This is a genomic window from Pseudanabaena yagii GIHE-NHR1, assembly GCF_012863495.1.
Lineage (GTDB): Bacteria > Cyanobacteriota > Cyanobacteriia > Pseudanabaenales > Pseudanabaenaceae > Pseudanabaena > Pseudanabaena yagii.
This window is the reverse complement of record NZ_JAAVJL010000004.1, coordinates 247,368-266,460: the sequence shown is the minus strand read 5'-3', so window position 1 is coordinate 266,460 and position 19,093 is coordinate 247,368. Positions and strand designations below refer to the sequence as shown.

Annotated in this window: 13 protein-coding genes; 6 read left to right on the top strand and 7 right to left on the bottom strand. The window is 41.9% G+C overall.

The window, feature by feature from the left end; genetic code table 11:
• Positions 1-69: 69 nt before the first annotated feature.
• The 6 genes from HC246_RS23560 to ubiE form a co-directional block, all read right to left on the bottom strand.
• A complete protein-coding gene (locus HC246_RS23560) occupies positions 70-3,540 on the bottom strand; it encodes a WD40 domain-containing protein (RefSeq protein ID WP_169365850.1) in 3,471 nt (1,156 codons plus the stop codon).
• Between the two features lie 78 nt (positions 3,541-3,618).
• Positions 3,619-5,547: an AAA-like domain-containing protein gene (locus tag HC246_RS23555; RefSeq protein ID WP_169365849.1), complete on the bottom strand. Its 1,929-nt coding sequence runs from the start codon at positions 5,545-5,547 to the stop codon at positions 3,619-3,621.
• 455 nt (positions 5,548-6,002) lie between these two features.
• The gene (gene mdh / locus HC246_RS23550; protein WP_169365848.1) at positions 6,003-6,959 is read right to left on the bottom strand and encodes a malate dehydrogenase; all 957 of its coding nucleotides are present in this window, start codon (positions 6,957-6,959) and stop codon (positions 6,003-6,005) included.
• A gap of 44 nt (positions 6,960-7,003) precedes the next feature.
• Complete coding sequence (gene rodA, locus HC246_RS23545; RefSeq protein ID WP_169365847.1) at positions 7,004-8,260, bottom strand: rod shape-determining protein RodA; 1,257 nt, start codon at positions 8,258-8,260, stop codon at positions 7,004-7,006.
• Between the two features lie 116 nt (positions 8,261-8,376).
• Entirely contained in the window at positions 8,377-8,940 is a 564-nt protein-coding gene (locus HC246_RS23540; protein WP_169365846.1) for a Uma2 family endonuclease, read from the bottom strand.
• A gap of 20 nt (positions 8,941-8,960) precedes the next feature.
• On the bottom strand, positions 8,961-9,668 hold the full coding sequence (ubiE, locus tag HC246_RS23535) for a bifunctional demethylmenaquinone methyltransferase/2-methoxy-6-polyprenyl-1,4-benzoquinol methylase UbiE (RefSeq protein ID WP_169365845.1): 708 nt from the start codon (positions 9,666-9,668) through the stop codon (positions 8,961-8,963).
• 237 nt (positions 9,669-9,905) lie between these two features.
• Here ubiE and HC246_RS23530 point away from each other — a divergent pair, with 237 nt between their 5' ends.
• The 6 genes from HC246_RS23530 (at position 9,906) to HC246_RS23505 (ending at position 17,740) form a co-directional block, all read left to right on the top strand.
• Positions 9,906-10,559: a hypothetical protein gene (locus HC246_RS23530; protein ID WP_169365844.1), complete on the top strand. Its 654-nt coding sequence runs from the start codon at positions 9,906-9,908 to the stop codon at positions 10,557-10,559.
• Between the two features lie 637 nt (positions 10,560-11,196).
• On the top strand, positions 11,197-12,861 hold the full coding sequence (locus tag HC246_RS23525) for a GAF and HD-GYP domain-containing protein (protein ID WP_169365843.1): 1,665 nt from the start codon (positions 11,197-11,199) through the stop codon (positions 12,859-12,861).
• A gap of 210 nt (positions 12,862-13,071) precedes the next feature.
• Positions 13,072-13,824, top strand: coding sequence for a hypothetical protein (locus HC246_RS23520; RefSeq protein ID WP_169365842.1), 753 nt, complete (start codon positions 13,072-13,074; stop codon positions 13,822-13,824).
• A 351-nt stretch (positions 13,825-14,175) separates the two neighbouring features.
• The gene (locus tag HC246_RS23515; protein ID WP_169365841.1) at positions 14,176-15,900 is read left to right on the top strand and encodes an AAA family ATPase; all 1,725 of its coding nucleotides are present in this window, start codon (positions 14,176-14,178) and stop codon (positions 15,898-15,900) included.
• Entirely contained in the window at positions 15,897-16,454 is a 558-nt protein-coding gene (locus HC246_RS23510) for a DUF3038 domain-containing protein (RefSeq protein WP_169365840.1), read from the top strand. The genes HC246_RS23515 and HC246_RS23510 overlap by 4 nt, the downstream gene beginning before the upstream one ends.
• Positions 16,455-16,465: 11 nt before the next feature.
• Positions 16,466-17,740, top strand: a complete 1,275-nt coding sequence (locus HC246_RS23505) for an after-VIT domain-containing protein (RefSeq protein WP_169365839.1) — start codon at positions 16,466-16,468, stop codon at positions 17,738-17,740.
• 204 nt (positions 17,741-17,944) lie between these two features.
• On the opposite strand, the gene HC246_RS23500 is transcribed toward HC246_RS23505, so the two are convergent.
• Complete coding sequence (locus HC246_RS23500; protein WP_169365838.1) at positions 17,945-18,916, bottom strand: CHAD domain-containing protein; 972 nt, start codon at positions 18,914-18,916, stop codon at positions 17,945-17,947.
• Positions 18,917-19,093: the final 177 nt, after the last annotated feature.

The window sequence follows — 19,093 nt, the reverse complement described above, 5'->3', positions numbered from 1 at the left end:
TAGGGAAGTGATTCATCGGCTTTGGCTGTGAACTAATCTCTATGGCTCGGCTTTACCGAGCCATAGAGATTAGTTCACAGGTTCATGGGTTTCCAAATAATCCTTAATCCAGTTATTTCCTAATTGCAGAAGATTACCTAAATTAAAATCCCATAAAATAATCCGTCCATTGACACTTCCTGAAACGAGATTTTCACCATCAGGGCTGAAGCAAACAGACTTTACAGTTGCTTGATGTCCTTGCAAAGTTAGGAGTTCTTTCCCATCAATACTCCATATTTTTACTAAGCGATCGCTACCGCCCGATGCTAAATTTTTGCCATCGGGACTGAAGCAAACACTTCTGACTTCTGCATTATGTTCATTGAGAGTGCGTAATAATTTACCTTCAATATTCCAGAGTTTAATGCTGCCATCTTTGCTGCTGCTAGCTACAGTGTTGTTGTCAGGGCTAAAGCACACGCTATAAACCTCTCCTGTATGTCCAACAAAGGTATTGAGCAAAGTTCCGTCCCAATGCCATATTTTGACAGTTTTATCTTGACTAGCGGTAGCGATCATATTCCCATCGGGACTAAAACAAACCTGATAAACCGCATTGGCATGACCAACTAAGGTATGTATCCAGTCTCCTTCCTTCGTCCATAATTTGACTGTACTATCTCCACTCGCAGTGGCAAATAACTCTCCATCACTACGATAGGTAACGCTATAAATTGTTGCTCCATGCTCGTTGTAAATGGTTTTGAGTAAATTTCCTTTGGAATTCCAAATTTTAATGGCGCGATCGCTACTAACTGATACGAGTAAACGATTGTCGGGACTAAAGCAAATACTATTAATGCTCTCTTTATGCCCTTCGAGAGAAGTTAGCATCTTGGTAGAAATTGCCATCCAGACTTTCACTGTCAAATCACTACTAGCCGATGCGATAAACCGACTATCGGAACTATAGGCAACGCAATTAACCTCATCTGAATGTCCAATTAACTGCGGTAAGAAGTTGCCTTGAGACCACCAAAACTTGATCGTAGTATCTTGGCTTCCTGTAAGCATTTTTTGACCATTGCTATTAAATGTAATGCTATGGATCGCTCCCTTATGCCCATAGAGCGTTTTGAGTAAATTACCTTTAATATCCCACACCCTAATTGTGCGATCGCTACTAATCGAAGCAAGGGATTGACCATGAGGATGAAAACGGACTCCCAAAACTTTATCAGTATGTCCTTCGAGAATGGCAAGGAGGCTTCCTTCCATATTCCAAATTTTGATATCGCGCCCACGACTTGCTGAAGCAATCAGTCTACCTGATGGCGAGATATCAACATCTTCGATAAAGCTATCATGGGCTTTAATAGTTCTGATCAAAGTGCCGTCAATATTCCAAATGATTAATGTGCGATCAGCGCTCCCTGTAATTAGACGTTCTCCATCAGGACTAAAACAAAGACAGGTGATCCATTTGTGATGTCCACTGCCAAACGTATTAAAAGGTGTACCATCATTGCGCCATAGCCTAATTTTGGCATCTTCGCCAGAGGATGCAAAGATGGCGGCTGTGGGACTGAATCTGACTGCTAAAACAGGAGCTTGATGATCCTTAATGATTTGAATTGGGTGTTCCAAATAGAATTTTTTGGAACGATCCATTTTCCAGAGTCGGATTGTACTATCACGACTGGCTGATACTAGATATTGTCCATCATTGCTAAAGCTGAGGCTGGTAATCCAATTGGTATGCCCAACAAGGGTTTGCAGTAAGTTACCTTTGCCATCCCAAATTTTAATCGTGCGATCGCTACTTCCTGATGCAATTAAGCGATCGTTCGCTTGGATCGTAATACAGGTGACGATATCTAAATGTGCTTCAAGGTAATTATATTCCTGCAAATTGTAGATAGCTTGGTGCAAAGCTGTAATACCATGCATTCGCAAACCCACTTTTTCAGATATAGAAGTCTCTAAGTCATGTAATTGTTTAGCAGCTTCCATTGCCTCAAGCAAAGCTTCAAATTGTTGATTGAGAATAAATGTCGCTTTTGCTGAGGCACTTTTGAGTACGACTTCGGCTTCTGTTAAGCTGGCTTGCAATCTCTGTTGCATTTCAACGAGTCTAACTTTTGCCTCCTGTTCGGCAACTAGGGTCTGTTCTAACCGTCGCTTAGCAGCCGAAAGAATTTGATTAGCTTCCGCTTGGGCAATGAGCGCGGTTTCTACTTCACGTTTTTCTAGCTCTTGACTCGCCGAAAAGAAATGATAATCGCGATTACTTAAATTCTTGTCAGCCGACCATGCTAGAGCATCCTGTAGAGCCTGTCCACGTAGTAATCTCGACTCATCTTGGTAATTAGAATCGACCCAAGCTTTAAAGGCTTCACCATAGGGGCGTAAATTAGCGAGTGCTTGATTTACCCAATTTTGATTGAAAATAGCGGCATAAATGGGATTGTAAACCCGTAACTTGCCTTCACGCTTGACTACTAAACCCGTGATGCGTAATTCCGTCTGTTCAGGACTATCATCCGCAATAATCCCGCCCTCTAGATTCTTTTTTAAAGATGGTTCGGAAGCTAAGATCTGTTGGTATAAGCCCAGTAGTTTTCCTTGACGATTCTCGCTACTCCAGAGAATACGATCGCGAATTGTTTTGAAATGTTCTGGCTGATCGTGGATTTCCCAGTTAGAGATTAATTGCGATCGCACTAAATTGCTGACCCAGACGAGTTCATGCTGGGCAGGAATCATCTCCTGTGAATTGATAATCAGTTGACAAATTTTCTGGGTGAGAAAGGGTTGTCCACCTGTATAGGAGATGATTGCCTTGAGCACAGCAACAGGATTTTGCGACTTAGATACCAAGCCGCGCATTAGTGGTTTAGCTTCTTTGAGTTGAAATCCCCTTAGCTCGATCGCCCGACCAATGTTAAAAGGAGTCCGTTGCTTATCCCGAATCAGATCTGCAGGTGTGGCAACTCCAAATAGAGCAAAGGTTAAGCGATTATAGGCAATGCGATCGGCGCGACGATTGAATAATTCGCGAATTAAGGCAAAAAAATCATCGACAGGAAAATTCAAACTGAGGATGCTATCGATTTCATCGACAAATAGAATGATTGGTGAAGAGATTTTTTTGAGTAAGCCTTCATCAAGAAATTTACCAAAGCGTTGCACAGGTGATAGTAAGCGGTTGCGCTCCCACCATTCTTCCAAATCGAAGGTTTCGTATAAATCAAGACTACTAATAATGCTGTCAATGAGTCCTGCATACCATTGTTCGGGATTAATGTCAGATGTGCCGATCGCAGTAATATCAATTGCCGCACAGGTGAAGTTTTCCTGCTGTAATCGTTGCATTGTCCGCACTCGCAAACTTGATTTCCCCATTTGTCGTGAGTTGAGGATGTAGCAAAACTCTCCTGCCTTTAAGCTTTCATAAAGATCACTATCCGCCTGTCTTTCCACATAGGTAGGTGCATCTATGGATAGACTGCCGCCAACTTGATAGAGATAATTGGTTTTCTGTTCGACATTCATCATTTTGGTATGATGTTATTTGGCTCTAAGTTTGGCTATCTGGCTCTAGTTGATGTTAATTAGCGTTATCCATATTTATTCCTAAATACATTCTCGAAAATATTGATAATACAGACTACACATCGGGATGATCTGATTTCCTTGTAACTTAACTAAACCTAAACTACGCAACTTAAAAGCTAAATGACTCTCCACATGCAAAGGGCGATCGCTAGCCACTAAATCTTTAAAAGTTTCCATCATTTCGGGATCTTCTCGTAAATAACTGAGCTGCCGTCGGAGATGATCGCCATAAATTCCTTCTTCGGTGGGCGCTAATTGGAGTAACTTGTCCAAATCAATGCGACCACGGGCAATTTGATAAAGAGCTTGCCTCACTAGATAAGGATGTCCACCTGTCAGGGTCATTAACTTTTCTACATCCGCAGGTTGCCAGTCTAGCTGATGGCGATTGACCAAATCTGAAATTTGTAACTGCGTTAGTTCAGGCAATTCAATGGGTAAGCCGACGTTAAAGGGAGATTGATTAATATTTAAGGGAATATAGACTTCCTTGGAATGTACAATTACCAATCTGAGCTTTTTCCAAATATCTTCATTTTTTGCCTTTTCATGCCAAGCGCGTAACAATCCGAAAAAATCGGAAGCTATTTTAGGATATTGGAAAATCAAATCCACTTCATCTAGTCCTAATACTAAGGGAGCTTCTATTGCTGTTAGTAAATACCTCTGAAAATATTTAGTACATTTGTTTTTACTGCCCAGCACTCCTTGCCAATATTCATCCAAATTATCATTTAGATTTAGCTCGGAAGCGATACTGGCACAAAACCATTGCAAAAAAGAATCTAGTTCACTAAATACGTCACTATCTGCTTCTTGAAAATATAGGTGAGCAACTTGATTGCCTTTATATTTGGCATAGGCAAGAGTCCGTGATAGTAAGGATGATTTGCCCATTTGTCTGGGAGCTTTAATCCGAATCAAAGCCCCTGGCTTCAGAACTGTTTCACAACTATCTTTTTCGATGGGGGGACGTTGAATATAAAAGCGAGAGCCTAATTCTACTTGTCCCTCAGGCTCTTCTAGTTGGATTTGCTGCTGTTTTGGTTTTAGGGTAGAAGTTTGCGTAGAAATAGTTGTGACTGCGTTGGAGTTGCTGAGAAGGCGTTCAAGGGCTTGTAACGCTTCGGTTGCGTCCATGAATCGTTGTCGGTAGTCATAGCGCACCATTTTGTCAATAATTGCTGCTAGCCCTGCATGGATTTTGACATTAGCTTTTGCACTTGCTAAGGCACAACTATATTCATTGGTTTGTGGATCTTTTGGTAATTCCTTAAATGCTAGTCCTGTGAAAGCTTGCAAGCACATGATCCCCAAAGCATAGATATCACTACAAAATCTCGGCTGTCCCGCTAATTGCTCATTGGGCATATACACAAGGGAACCCACCACAATGCTGCGGGTTGGGTTGTTGTCTGCCATCAGTTGCTCTAAAGAATCAGTACTCAGAGCTTTGACTGCACCAAAGTCAATGAGCACGATTTTGCGATCGCTTTGACGGCGGATCAAGTTTGTGGGTTTGATGTCGCGATGGATTACTTGGCAACTATGGACAAACGACAGCACCTTGAGAATATCTCGCAAGCCAGAAACTAGCTTCTTTTGTGACCATTGTTGTCCAGCGCTAATCTCGCGATCTAAGGTATGACCTTCAATAAATTCTTGAACTAAATAAAACTCACCGTTTTGTTCAAAATGGGCAAATAGTCGAGGAATCTGATCGTGAACTCCTAAATCATGTAAAGTATTTGCCTCATTATCAAATAATCGTTTTGCGATCGCTAATTCTTGAGGTTTGTTAAACTGCGGCTTGAGTTGTTTGACTACACATTTGGGGAAATTTGGGAGTTGTAGATCAATCGCCAAAAAAGTCTGCCCAAAACCACCACCACCAAGTGGTTTAACTATTTGATATCGTCCTGCAAGGATTACCTTCGCATTGGTCATGGTTGGTGTCTGGGATGGACTGGGAGTTTATCTGAGTAGTAACTTTAGGAATGGCGCAGCGATCGTAAATTGATTAAAGCTGCTTTAAAGCTAGAAGTTATCTATATCCTATTGTATTAACGGAGATCAATAGCTAAAAGTGATTAATAGTGTAAATCACTTAATTCCTATATGCGAATTTGGTATTCTTCAAGATTTTCCTAAAGAGTTAGAAATCATCATTAACCGTAAGACCAAAACTTGAGTCTAAGAACTAAATAAATTCTTGAAATTGCCACTTCGCGACAATTTCAAGAATTTATTTAGTTTCTATGGTAGAGCAAAGTGCTGTAAGTCATTTCCTGATCAGGACTATCAAAAAGACGTTTTAGGGATTATATTTTTCCGTCTTTCAAAAAATATATTTTTCCATAGAAATAATTTGATATCTCAGCCTCACAACAGCCTCACAATTATTATGATATTTGTGGGAGTAGGTTAATGCTTTCTCGAATTGATGTAGCTGAATTATGTAATGCGCTAGTTTCGTCAGATGTTAATTGTAGTTCAATTACTTTTTCAATCCCACGTCTTCCTAACTGTACAGGTACACCAATAAATAGATCGGTTAACCCATATTTCCCCGTAAGATATGCGGCGGTAAACATGAGCCGATGCTGATCATATAGGATCGCCCTGATCATGGCACAGGCTGCTGCTGATGGGGCAAAATAAGCGCTAGTTTGCATTAATTTGACTACCTCTGCTCCACCATGTCGAGTTCTTTGGATGATGCTAGCGATCGCATTCTGACTCATTAACTCCGTAATTGGCACACCATTCACTGTCGAAAATCTTGGTAATGGAACCATCGTATCCCCATGTCCTCCTAAAACCGTGGCTCTGATATCCGCATCAGAGATACCTAGCTCCATGCCAATAAAAGCCTGAAACCTTGCTGCATCTAAAACTCCCGCCATGCCCATAACTCGATGCGGTGGCAAACCACTTACCTGCCATGCTAAATAGGTCATGATATCGAGGGGATTAGTCACCACAATCAAAATTGCGTCAGGGGATTGGGCGATCGCCTTGGGAATGACATCCTTAACAATAGAGGCATTAATCCGCAATAAATCATCTCGGCTCATGCCCTCTTTGCGTGGTAAGCCTGCGGTGAGGACAATAATATCCGCATCCTTTGTATCGCTAAAGTCATTTGTACCGATAATTTGGCGATCGTGATTAGCGATCGCTCTTGCCTGCATTAGGTCTAGGGCAATCCCCTGTGGTTTACCTTGCACAATGTCATATAGCACGACATCTGCTAAATCATTTTCGACAAGCCGATGGGCGAGGGTTCCGCCAACATTGCCAGCTCCGATGATACAGACTTTAGGCGATCGCATATTTGGCACTGGCAAGGTCAACATAGAATTTTCCAAATGATTGTTGCGTCAAGCTTGTAAAGCCTGACTTAAAACTTGATCGTGCGGCGATGGGCAGCAACGGATTCAACGAGACCGATCGCCATAAAATTCGCAATTAATGCTGAGCGTCCATAACTGAGCCAAGGTAGAGGAATGCCAGTTACAGGCGCAACATTGATGTTCATTCCAATATTTACAAAGGTTTGAAACAGCACAAAGGAAAATACGCCGATCGCTAATAGGGAACCAAAATTATCCCGCGCATTTACCGCAATTACCAATAAACGCCAGCAAATGCCTACAAATAGCAACAGAACGCAGATGCAACCAATAAAACCAAATTCCTCACCGATCGCCGAAAAAATAAAGTCAGTATGCTGCTCAGGAATGAAATTTAATTGGGTCTGTGTGCCCTTAAGCCAACCCTGCCCCCAAAGCTTACCTGCGCCGATCGCAATACGGGATTGAATAACGTGATAGCCTGCGCCCAATGGATCTTGGTTGGGATCGATAAAGAGTAACAAGCGTCTTTTTTGATAGTCATGGAGAATATTCCAGAGTAGGAGTCCCGCTTGACCTGCGACGAGATTAACTACTACTGCAATTACTGTGCTGACAACTCGAAACCAAGGTAGGGAAACCCATGCGGCAACACCCATGAGAATGACCCACACAATCCATGCAGGTAAATAGAGTGAAAACAATACTGCCGAAACAATAGGTGAGAATATCAGCGCTAGCCAGCCACCACTTGCCCCTGCCCAGTACAACATCCCAATTGTAATTGCGGCAAATACGAGGGCGGTTCCTAAATTTGGCTGTAAAAAGATCAAAATCCAAGGTGGCAATGTCACCCAAGCGACCTTAAAGGCATCGATGGGATTTTGGATGGGGCGATCTTGCATGACCGCAGCAAGGGAAATAATAATCCCCACCTTGGCAAATTCCGAAGGCTGGATATTAAATCCACCGATGGTAATCCAGCGCTCTGCTCCGAGGGCAGTTGTACCGATCGCTAGTACTAAAATCAAAGAAATATTGGTGATTGCATAGGTAATCCAATGCAATCGTAACAGGCGATCATAATGAAAACGAGCGATTGAGAACATCGCAGTTAAACCAACCACACCTGTTACCCAATGCTGCCACCATTCCGTGCGCTTAGCACTATAGTCGGAACTATAGATGGCGATACCACCTAAAACTGTCAATAAAATTGGAAATAACAACAACATAGGATCGGCATCACGCCATTCCCGTTTGATATTTTCCCAATTTGGCAGTTCTAAACCTTTTACAATCATAAAATTTAGTACTAGATTTTTATCGATACCTTAAACCGTTGCCAAAAATCTGGTAATACAAACTTTCTAGCGATTTAAACTTGGTTTCTAATTACGAAGCCATGATCTCCATGATCTTATTTTAGTAACCAATAAAACAAATCTCTTACTGTAAGTCGAATTTCACTGGCAAATAATGGCACGGGAATCACGGAATCTGGTTCATCAAACACTTCAATTTCTTGCTTTGGACGATATATAAACACCGTTCTTTCATGGGGAAAAATTAGCCAGCCCATTTGCGTCCCGTATTTTAAACAATGCAGGATATTTTTGGTAACTCTAGTTTGACTTTGATCGGGCGATAAAATTTCGATTGTCCAATCTGGAGCGATCGCAAAGTTATTTGCGACTTCGCCATTTTCATCACTGGGAATGCGCTCCCATGTAAAAACTGCGATATCTGGTACAGTTGAGCGTCCACCGAAGGTACAACGCAATTCAGGAAAAGCCCATGCAATTTGCTTTGTTCTTAAGATGCCATTAATTTGGGGGACAAGTTCACCTTGCAAAATGCTGTGCTTTCCTTGGGGCATTGGCTTTTGTAAAATCTGACCGTTAATATATTCACTGGCGGGTTTCGTCTCTGGTTGTTGGAGAAACTCAGCTAAGGTGATGGGATTGCTGATTGTTTGTACCATGGAAATCTAGAGTCCCGATGCTACTTTTGTAAAACTAATATTCCCATCATGCCATTGGCGATCGCATAATGGGTGGCACTAGAAAAACCTGCGGCTTTGGCGAGTTTGACCTGTTCTGCACCAATCGGAAATCTTGCTAAACTTGGCGCAATATAGGCATACTCGGCAGTCATGGCAAAGCGATCAGCTAGGGGGACGACTATGCGATCTAGATAAAAATTTTGAAAAGCTTGCATCAGGAGATCGCTAGGACGATGAAAATCTAAAATTGCCGCCTTTGCGCCATTTTTTAAAACTCGACGTAGCTCGGATAGACACTGAGGAATATTGTTCACATTGCGTAACCCATAGGCTAAAGTCGCCCCATCAAAGCTATTGTCGCCAAAAGGCAAGCTCAATACATTGCCCTCTTGCCATGTCAAACTTTTTTGAATTTTGGGCAAATAGTTCCGTGCTTTGTCCGCTGCGATCGCTAAAAGCTCTTTAGAAAAATCTACGCCGATCGCTTGACCCGTTGGGGCGACTTTTTGGGCAAGTAAAGCAGTCATATCTCCAGAACCACAACAGAGATCAAGCCATGTTTCTCCCTGCTTCGGCTCACACCAACGCAAAGCCATTTTTTTCCAGATGCGATGCTGACCTAAACTGAGGAGATCATTAAAGCGATCGTAAACTGGGGCAATGCGATCGAAAATCTGTTGGACATCAGTTTCCGAAGGTTGAGACATGGATTTACCTAAAACTTTTACCGAATAGTTATAGAAATCATCATAAGGGGTCAGTGATTTAATAAAGAACCAGATTTTTGGTGGTGTGGCTTCGCCACACCACCAAAAATCTGGTTCTTTATTTTGAGGATTGCGATATCAGCACAATCGCTGAGCGAATTCATCACCGAGAGTTTTGTCCTCGTGCGACAATAGTAAACAGTAGGTTCATTGTCGGCAGCGAAATTTTGCCTAACTATGCAAAAACTTTGGTTTAAAAGCAAGCGATCGCAACCATTGCTACCAGAAGAAGATATCCATAGCTCTTCTCCAGCAACAAAGGATTCTCAACAGACATCCACTGCTCCTGATCTCAGTACTTCCGAAACAGTAGGTCAAGAGACTGAGAAGTTTGCATTGACGAAACAGGGAATTTTAAAATATTCTTCCCAAATCCCTCAAAAATCTCCAGAATGGCAAATTTCACCTACTTGGGTGATTTTGTCATTGGGAGTAGGTGGAATAGGCATAGTTACAATGCTCGGAATGCAGTATCTAACTGCTCCTGAAGCGACACCTGATAGCACCCTTACCTGTAGATCGAAAGTCAGTGGCGATTGGCAAACCCCTATTGGCAAGTTAACTTTGCAAGAGGAGCGTGGGGATATGATTTCAGGCAAATATGAATATACCAACTTTGATCGCGGCAAGATCATCGGTGAGTTTACAGGCAAATTGAATAATAATGTCATTAATTTTGATTGGCAGGAAACTCCCAAACAGCAAACCAAACAACAAGGAAAGGGGATTCTTATTTTTGGTGAAGGCTGCAAAGAATTTTATGGCAGTTATGGGACTGGTGAAAGTACTAGTAACTTTGGTAATTGGCAAGGCTCGCGTATGTCAAAATAAAAGCCAACACATTGATCATGCTTATAGCGATTTGACAAGGAAGTGATTTCGTACTTAAGGCTAGTCAAAATCTAAGTCGTAAGGCAAAATTAATCTTCAATCATTGTTCATGATCTGATGGGAGTTGTTTATACTCCGAAAGTGCTATGTCAGTTAGTCATAGCTTTTGATGCAAGCTCTTTTAGCTAACACCAAATCAAGACTCATTAATTCTTCACTTATTATTCAATAGTTCATCAAAAAAACAGTTACAACTAGATTAAACAGTTAGGCAATCGCCTCATCAAACCGATAACATAGAGTTAAGTTGTTTAAATTCCAAATTTATAGTTCAGTTCCTCTTTGGGCGAGTTGCGCCAAATTTATCACCCAAAACCTTCAAAGAGATCACCTAAAGCATCGACAAATAGCAATAAGTCTTATGAAATTTGGAATAATAACAACTCATTTAGCTAAAATTCTACTGTTTAGATGGCGGTGGCTTCATCTACAAATATGTCAACAGCTCTCACACAAAAATGGGTTTTCGCCTTTGTCAGAGATATTTATTGACCTCAGTCAACCTCATCATATTTGAGGAAATATTCCCTTTTAGAAATTTAGAAAAAGATACTGTTGACAAATAGGGACGTAAATTATGGAAATTGGCGACACCAAATCAGAATCATTTGCATTAATCGAAAAGCTAAATGAAATTGGGATTGCGCTATCGGCGGAGAAAAATACGCCTAAGCTTTTGGAGATGATTTTGAGGGGTGCAAAAACAATTTTAAATGCTGATGCTGGAACGCTTTATCTTGCGACTGAGGATAAGAGATATCTGCAATTTGAAATTATGATGAATGACTCCCTTGGCACTATTCTCGTATCTAAGCCAAATGAGCCGATCCCCTTTCCTGCCTTACCTCTCTATGATGATCATGGCAAACCTAACGAGACAATGGTGGCAGCCCGCGCCGCGCTTGATAAAAAAACAATTAATATCCCTGATGCCTATGTTGCGGAGGGGTTTGACTTTGCAGGGACTAGAGCCTTTGATACGAGAACGGGCTATCGATCGCAGTCATTTCTCACCTTGCCGATGCTCAATCATGAAAATGAACTGATTGGGGTATTGCAGTTAATTAATGCTAAAGATCCAGAGACGAATAAGATTATTGAATTTTCGCAAATCTCCCAACGCATCGCGGAATCCTTAGCATCCCAAGCTGCGATCGCTTTAACTAACAACAAGCTAATCGGTCAGTTTCGTGAGCTATTTGAATCGTTTATTAATCTCATGTCTGAGGTGATCGATAAAAAATCGCCCTACAATGGCGCACACTGTCGCCGCGTCCCCAATTTAACGATGATGATCGCCGATGCAGCTTGTAAGGCTGACTATGGCATTTTTAAAGATTTTGCCTTGGATGAAGACGAACGCTACGAATTACGAATTGCTGGATTGCTGCACGATTGCGGTAAGGTGACTACCCCTGTCCATGTGATTGATAAGGCAACAAAATTAGAGACTATTTTTGATCGCATTCATTTAGTGAATACACGCTTTGAAGTGCTGAAGCGGGATGCGGAAATTAGTTTTCTCAACCAAAAAATTGCAGCGATCGAATCAGGTAATCTCAGCATCATTCCCGATCTCGAAGCAGCTTTGCAACAAAAACTAGCCCAATATTCTAGCGATCAGGATTTCCTACGAATTTGCAATATTGGCGGAGAATTCATGCGCGATGAATACAAAGAAAGACTCCAGCAAATTGCTAAATATCGATGGATTGATCCCCAAGGCGTAGAGACAAATTTCCTCACTGACAATGAAGTTTATAACCTGAATATTTCAAGGGGAACACTGACTGCGGAAGAGCGCAAAATCATTAACGATCACATTGTTGTTACGATCGAAATGTTGGAGCAATTGCCCTATCCTCGTAATCTCCGTCGTGTGCCTGAGTATGCGGGTGGGCATCATGAGCGCATGGATGGTAAGGGATATCCTAAAGGCTTAACCCGCGAGCAAATGTCTCTGCCTGCCAGAATGATGGGAATTGCCGATATCTTTGAAGCTCTTAGCGCAAAAGATCGTCCCTATAAGAAGGGTAAAACCTTGACCGAATGTCTTCATATCCTCGGGAAGATGAAGATAGACAATCACATTGATCCCGACCTGTTTGATCTATTTGTCAGCGAAAAGGTTTATTTACGCTATGCCCATGAATATCTCGATCCCGATCAGATCGATGAGGTAGATGAAAATAATATCCCCGGGTATACACCACCTTTTGCTTATTTTTTCGGTACTAGTTAAGGGAGGTGCATTAAAATAAAGAATTGATTTTTTGTGGTGTAGCTTTGTCGAGCCATAACAATTAGGTTATTTATTAAATCGCAGAAACCTAATTTTTTGCCATATTTTTTACCATAAAAATGAGACGATGGAATGCGCTTTGCGTGGTGCATTGCCCCCCCAAAGCATTGTTGCTCAAAATTTTTCAAGAATTTGATTTTGTACTTACTTATGTTCGCTCAGTTTCGCTCTCAATATCCACAGGGGCGCATCCAGACTGAGATGCTCCCTAAAATTGATGGTCTTCATGCTTTTAGGGCGATCGTGTCTCAAGGTGATGCGATCATGGGCACGGCTACGGCTGTTGATAGCGATCTGGAGATAGCGGAAGATCGGGCAGTGAAGCGTGCTTTGACGATCGCAGGGATTGCCTTTGATAATGGGTTTGATAGTAACTATGGCAACTATGCAGGGCGATCGCCGATTTTGACACAGGTTTCCCGTGAGCCTGCGTCGGTCAATTCGTTACCCTCCGCAAATTTAAATAATCTAGGCAGTTTAGGGGCAGGACACCACACAACAACACATACGATTCAATCGGAACCAGCCCTAGAATATGCCAATGAATATGGGGCGAATGACTATACCGATGATAGTTTGCAATATGCGTCTATCGAGCCGCCTAGTAGATCCCACGAAGAAATCCTAACTCGCCCTTCTGACCCTGTCCCCACGCCCAGTAAATCGTCCACTCCGACGATCGCACCAGAGCCAATTGATCTATCCGATGCAATTTCTAAAATTGATGTGGAGATGGATCGACTTAATTGGACAAAGACACAGGGGCGTGATTATTTAGTCCGTACCTTTGATAAAAAATCTCGACAGCAATTAACCAATGATGAGTTATTGCAATTTCTCAGCCATCTCAAATCCTTGCCAACGCCCTATCGTCAACCAGCCAATAATGACGATTTCTTCTAAATTGGAGCTTCAAATAAATAGACGGGCATAATTATCTATAGGATGTGCTAGTAAGATGCGACCTATTCTCTAAATATGCAGAATATGCTCTTAGTCTCTTGCAGATAAAAAATGTCGCACCAAAGTTATCTAGCTTCGACTTCGCTCAGCTAACGTTGGCTGAGCGGAGTCGAAGCCACAGGTACTTTAATTAATAGCAAGTCCCTTACAGCAACTTGTCATCGATCAAAAAGCAATAAATTTTGAGAAAGTGTTGTTTTATGACACTTTCTCAAAATTTATTGGGTTTTACTGAAGCGCAAAGCACTGTATGCTTTGCGTATTTTGATTAATCCCAGACATTCCGCCATAATGAAATCTCTTAATTTTCAAGAAGAACTGAGCTTACTCATCCGTGCCAAATGCCCGATTATTTATGTCGTGACATGGGAAGAAGAGCGTGCGGAGAGGGCGATCGCCCAAGTTGCTCAAGAATGTAGCCCACCACGGCAAATGCTCTATTACGATTTGGTGCGGGGCTTTGAGCATAATCAGGAGGGTAAAAATAATTTATTACAAGCTTTGCAGGTTGTAGAAAATGGCGATCGCCAAACAGCTAGTATTTATGTCTTTCGCGATCTGCATCGTCGCTTAGCCTCACAACGTCTTGATGAAATTTTTGTGCGTCAACTGCGAAATCTCTATCGTAGCTTTCGCAATACGCGCAAGACTTTGATTCTACTTAGTCCGCTTCTGGAAATGCCCTCTGAACTTGAAGAACAGGTGGCAGTCCTCTATTTCCCTTTACCTGAAAATAAAGAAATCCGTAATATTATCGAGCAGATGATTCCTGCTGAACAGTTGCGCTTGGCAGGGAATAGCCTCGACCAACTGGTGAAAGCTTGCATGGGGATGACACGCGATCGCATTTGTCACACATTATCTAAATCCATCGTCCAGAAGCATTATTTGAATGAATCAGATATTGATCGCGTCCTCCTTGAAAAACAAAAGCGGATTCGCCAAACAGAGTTCTTAGAATTTTTCACACCCAATGAAACCTTAGATAGTATCGGTGGTTTAGATAATTTCAAGCTGTGGCTAATGCAGCGTCAGTTAGCCTTTTCCGATGAAGCAAGAGCCTATGGTTTACCGAATCCAAGGGGGGTTTTGTTATTAGGGATTCAAGGAACGGGGAAAAGTCTCTGTGCTAAAGCGATCGCCAATCTTTGGCGTTTACCATTGTTGCGGCTAGATGTGGGGCGTTTGTTTGGTAGCTTAGTGGGGCAGTCTGAAAGCCGTACTCGTCAAACGATTCAGCTAGCTGAAGCCCTTGCACCTTGTATTCTCTGGATTGATGAGATTGATAAGGCTTTTGGGGGAATTGCTAATAGTATGGGGGATTCGGGAACTAGTCAGCGTGTATTGGGAACCCTATTAACTTGGATGCAGGAGAAATCTAGTCCTGTATTTGTAGTAGCAACAGCAAATAATATCCATGCTCTCCCCCCTGAACTCCTGCGAAAAGGCAGGTTTGATGAATTGTTCTTTATCAATTTACCAACCTATGAAGAGCGCAAGGAAATTTTTCAACTCCATTTGAAAAGATTTCGTCCAATGGAATTGAGAAACTTTGATATTGATAAAATGGCTTCTATCTCGAAGGAATTTAGTGGTGCGGAAATTGAACAGGCAATTGTAGAAGGAATGTATCGTGCCTTCCATGAACAAAGGGATGTCACTACTGAAGATATTATTGGCGCAATTAAAGAAACCTATCCCTTGGCTAGTACTGCAAGAGAACAGATTAGCTTTATGCAGGCATGGGCAACTCAAGGAAGGGCGAGAAGTGCTTCGCGTGGCGAAAATAATTCACGCGGTGAAATAGTTAATCAGGGGAATAATAATTCCAATAGCTCTAGCAATAGTGCCACTAATAGCTCAAGAGATATTAGTGTGATTAAGCAGGCAACTAAAGCTGCGATCGAGAAGTCAATTGACTTGTCCATGTCAAAAACCAGTGATCTGGCAACTACTAAGCGTCGTCCTCTACCACCTCCACCTCTGCCTCAAATTAAATCAACCTCAGACTCATGACTCCCCATTCCGCCACATCCTTTGATAACCCAGATTTGCCACAATTGCAGGCAATTAAGGCGCATTTGGATTTAGTGTTGCTTGCCTTAGAGTCGTTGACGGGTCTGGGTTCCGATGAGATGTTGGCGGTTGCCGAAAAGCTTGGTTTAGAGGAGATTTTAAGCGATCGCATTACTCTTTGGCGGTTGCGACAGGCTAGCCCTCTTCGCAAGGGGAAGGGACGTAAAAAGTTAGATGTGGATGAAGCGAGGGCAATGACTCTAATCAGTTGTACCCTAGCTGCCCAGCAACAATTTGCCATTCGCAATGCCGTAGCCCAGCTAGAAAAATGTACGGCTCTCAAACGTCCTCCCTATCGCGAGCCTATCCTCGGTGACTATCTTGATCGCTTTAATACGCTGTATCAAGAACGGATGGCAGAGGAGGAGCAAGCAAAACCTGACGCAATTCAGAAATTAGCGTTAAAATTACTAATAGATCTACTTTTTTACAGTTCCCAAATCGGATCGCGCCGCCTTTGGGTTGCCCTATTCGAGCGAAGCCAGAGTGGTTAGTTTTTAGTATTATGAGCTACTCCCCGTCAGAATCAAATATCTTCAGTCGTCGCTATGAACTGCCAACCTGCTTACTAGAGGTCTGGACAGAGCGATCGCCTTTATCTGACTGGCAAGCGCAAATTGTGGCTCAGAATTTACGCTTTTGCTTGCAGCTCGCGAATAGTCGCAAAGTAATTAAAGGCAATCAACAGCAAATTGCGAATCTCATTGAGGCTGTAACTAGCTATTGCGATCGCTGGTTAGCTCAGGATGATTTTGAAACCCTTGATCATGTGATTGAAATTCCGAAATTATCAAGACTAAAACTAACAACCTTACAATTATTTGATCTTTATGAAAGTATCGAACTCTGTGCCAATGAGTTTGTAATTTTGCCGAATGTGTTGCTAGAGGTACGTCGCCTCAATCTCAATTGGCTCAAGATTATGGCAGGGGTGATCGCCATTGTTGGAGTCAGTATTGGTGCAATCCGTCTGATTTCTCCTCCCTTTGGTGAACAACCTAGTTATCAAATTGCCTCTACCCCCAATGCGGCTCCCCCTGAGCAGGCTGCTGCACCACCTGCCGTTAGCTCAGATAATAAATTAGATAAGGCAGAAAGTTCTGCTAAAGTTGTGGGTTCATCAAAGTCGGCAAATCCTGCAACTCCGAACTCAGCGATCGCACCTGCTCCTAAATCTGCACAGGAAATCAATCCTGTGGCGAAACCTCGTGAGAGAACAGATAAAGTAGCGATCGCTCCTGAACCAATCAATAGCCCGATTGGGAATGTAGATCGTTATCGCCAAGGCTCTACCGCAGGTTCTACTGCGATGAATGATGGTATGACCGCAGCAAAGACTGCACCACAAAGGCGATTGGAACTACCCAATAAAGATACCTTGCAAGCTCCAGTTAGTGCTGAGGCTGCAAAACCTGCTCCTGCTCTTTCCCCATCTACTAAACTGTCAGTCCCTGCGGCCGCATCCCGTGCTGCTAATAGTGATATGGCTACAACTGCTAATATCAAAATTTTGCAAATTAAATCTGAAGTCCCTAGTGACATAACTACGGATCTAGTACGTTACTTACAATCCCAACGTATTACCATTCCGACCTCTGGAACAATCTCTCTCGATCTTGAGATTAATGGCGATCGCATTAGCAATATATCAACCTATAGCCAAAACTCGACATTAAAAGATGGTAATGCGATCGCTGAATTAGAAAATATTATTCGCAAATGGCGATCGCCTAGTTCCACGACAGGAAAAGTCAATTTAATTTTACAGATACAAAATTAATAAGCGCTCTTTTGGCGAGCGTTTGTTAACCATCGATAATTTTGCATGGTATTGATATATCTTCATTCTGTTTATAGACAGCATCCCTTCTATAGCAATCCTAAATGAGTTGAGAGAGGCTTCGACTTCGCTCAGCCATCGTATCCCGATGGCTGAGCGAAGTCGAAGCCCTATTTTTCTCATAAATGATTTAGGACTGCTATATCAGGTAAGAGGCTCTGTAAGGAATGATCGCAATGATTTTCGGAATTCAGAAGATAGGTATTGTGCTTGTAAAGGCTGCCAAATTTGCCAAAATACATTCGCATCTTCTTGGATTGCCTGCTCAATGCTGGGAAGTACCTTATCTAAACTTTCCTTTAATGTAGTTTCAAGAAAATTACGGAGAACTACATGATCTTGGAGTGTTCCCAAAATTTCTTGGATCTGCTTAAACTCTTGAACTCTTTCACGATATGATTCTGCATAGAAATCAGCAAAAAATTCTGACTGATAACGCACTCCTTTAATTTGCTTGCGTAGATCGTGCAAAAAATGACTGAACTTCCTTAATTGTTGATGTAATTCGTCAGAATTCTCAAATGGGATTAAAGAGACTGTACCTGTTTGTATCGTTGTCCCAACTAGCCATCCTGAATGGATAAAAAGCTGGCAAATCAAAGGTAGTAGTAAATCTGGCAAGATTTCTAAGACTGGTAAATCCCCAATTTTTGTATAGGTGGGTTGGGCTAGCCAATCTTGCATAGATTGCTTGAGAGTTTGGTAACGATCGCTTTTCAAGGTTTTCTTTAATTTCAGAAAGCTCTGACCTCGTTTCTGATGTAAATGATGAATTACTTTCTCAAACTTAGCTTGCTCTGAATTCTGCAATAGAGGCTGATAGCGCGTGATCAGATCTTGCTTTAGGACATCTAGATCCCTTGTCTCTCCTAAAATCCTAGCGATTTTGCCAATTGAGGAATTATTTACTCCTTGGGGTAGGGCGATCGCTTTGCCAAATACTTGAATAGCTGTTCTAAAACGACGCATTCCTACTCGCATCTGATGCAAAGCTTCAGGATCTTGATCTTGGAAAACTTCTTCCTCTTGATCAACAAATCTCTGAAAGCTTTGCTGGATGATATGGTAGGCATAATCACTAACTAGTAGCGATCGATCAAACTGAGTTTCTTTCATACAATTTGACCTTTTTTAGTTTCTAAAGAGTTTTAGCCTGTTCAGGTCTAAAATGGTTCAGAGAAATTTTTAAAAGCGGGGCTTATCTAAAATTTAAAAAATTTCTTTGGTTTTAAATGCAGGATAAAGTGTTGTAATAATTGCGAAACAAAATATTAAAGATGTGATGATGTAATG

Excerpts from the sequence above, each read along its gene's own strand:
- HC246_RS23560 (WP_169365850.1), bottom strand. The coding sequence starts at position 3,540 with ATGATGAATGTCGAACAGAAAACCAATTATCTCTATCAAGTTGGCGGC.
- HC246_RS23555 (WP_169365849.1), bottom strand. The coding sequence starts at position 5,547 with ATGACCAATGCGAAGGTAATCCTTGCAGGACGATATCAAATAGTTAAA.
- mdh (WP_169365848.1), bottom strand. The coding sequence starts at position 6,959 with ATGTTGACCTTGCCAGTGCCAAATATGCGATCGCCTAAAGTCTGTATC.
- rodA (WP_169365847.1), bottom strand. The coding sequence starts at position 8,260 with ATGATTGTAAAAGGTTTAGAACTGCCAAATTGGGAAAATATCAAACGG.
- HC246_RS23540 (WP_169365846.1), bottom strand. The coding sequence starts at position 8,940 with ATGGTACAAACAATCAGCAATCCCATCACCTTAGCTGAGTTTCTCCAA.
- ubiE (WP_169365845.1), bottom strand. The coding sequence starts at position 9,668 with ATGTCTCAACCTTCGGAAACTGATGTCCAACAGATTTTCGATCGCATT.
- HC246_RS23530 (WP_169365844.1), top strand. The coding sequence starts at position 9,906 with ATGCAAAAACTTTGGTTTAAAAGCAAGCGATCGCAACCATTGCTACCA.
- HC246_RS23525 (WP_169365843.1), top strand. The coding sequence starts at position 11,197 with ATGGAAATTGGCGACACCAAATCAGAATCATTTGCATTAATCGAAAAG.
- HC246_RS23520 (WP_169365842.1), top strand. The coding sequence starts at position 13,072 with ATGTTCGCTCAGTTTCGCTCTCAATATCCACAGGGGCGCATCCAGACT.
- HC246_RS23515 (WP_169365841.1), top strand. The coding sequence starts at position 14,176 with ATGAAATCTCTTAATTTTCAAGAAGAACTGAGCTTACTCATCCGTGCC.
- HC246_RS23510 (WP_169365840.1), top strand. The coding sequence starts at position 15,897 with ATGACTCCCCATTCCGCCACATCCTTTGATAACCCAGATTTGCCACAA.
- HC246_RS23505 (WP_169365839.1), top strand. The coding sequence starts at position 16,466 with ATGAGCTACTCCCCGTCAGAATCAAATATCTTCAGTCGTCGCTATGAA.
- HC246_RS23500 (WP_169365838.1), bottom strand. The coding sequence starts at position 18,916 with ATGAAAGAAACTCAGTTTGATCGATCGCTACTAGTTAGTGATTATGCC.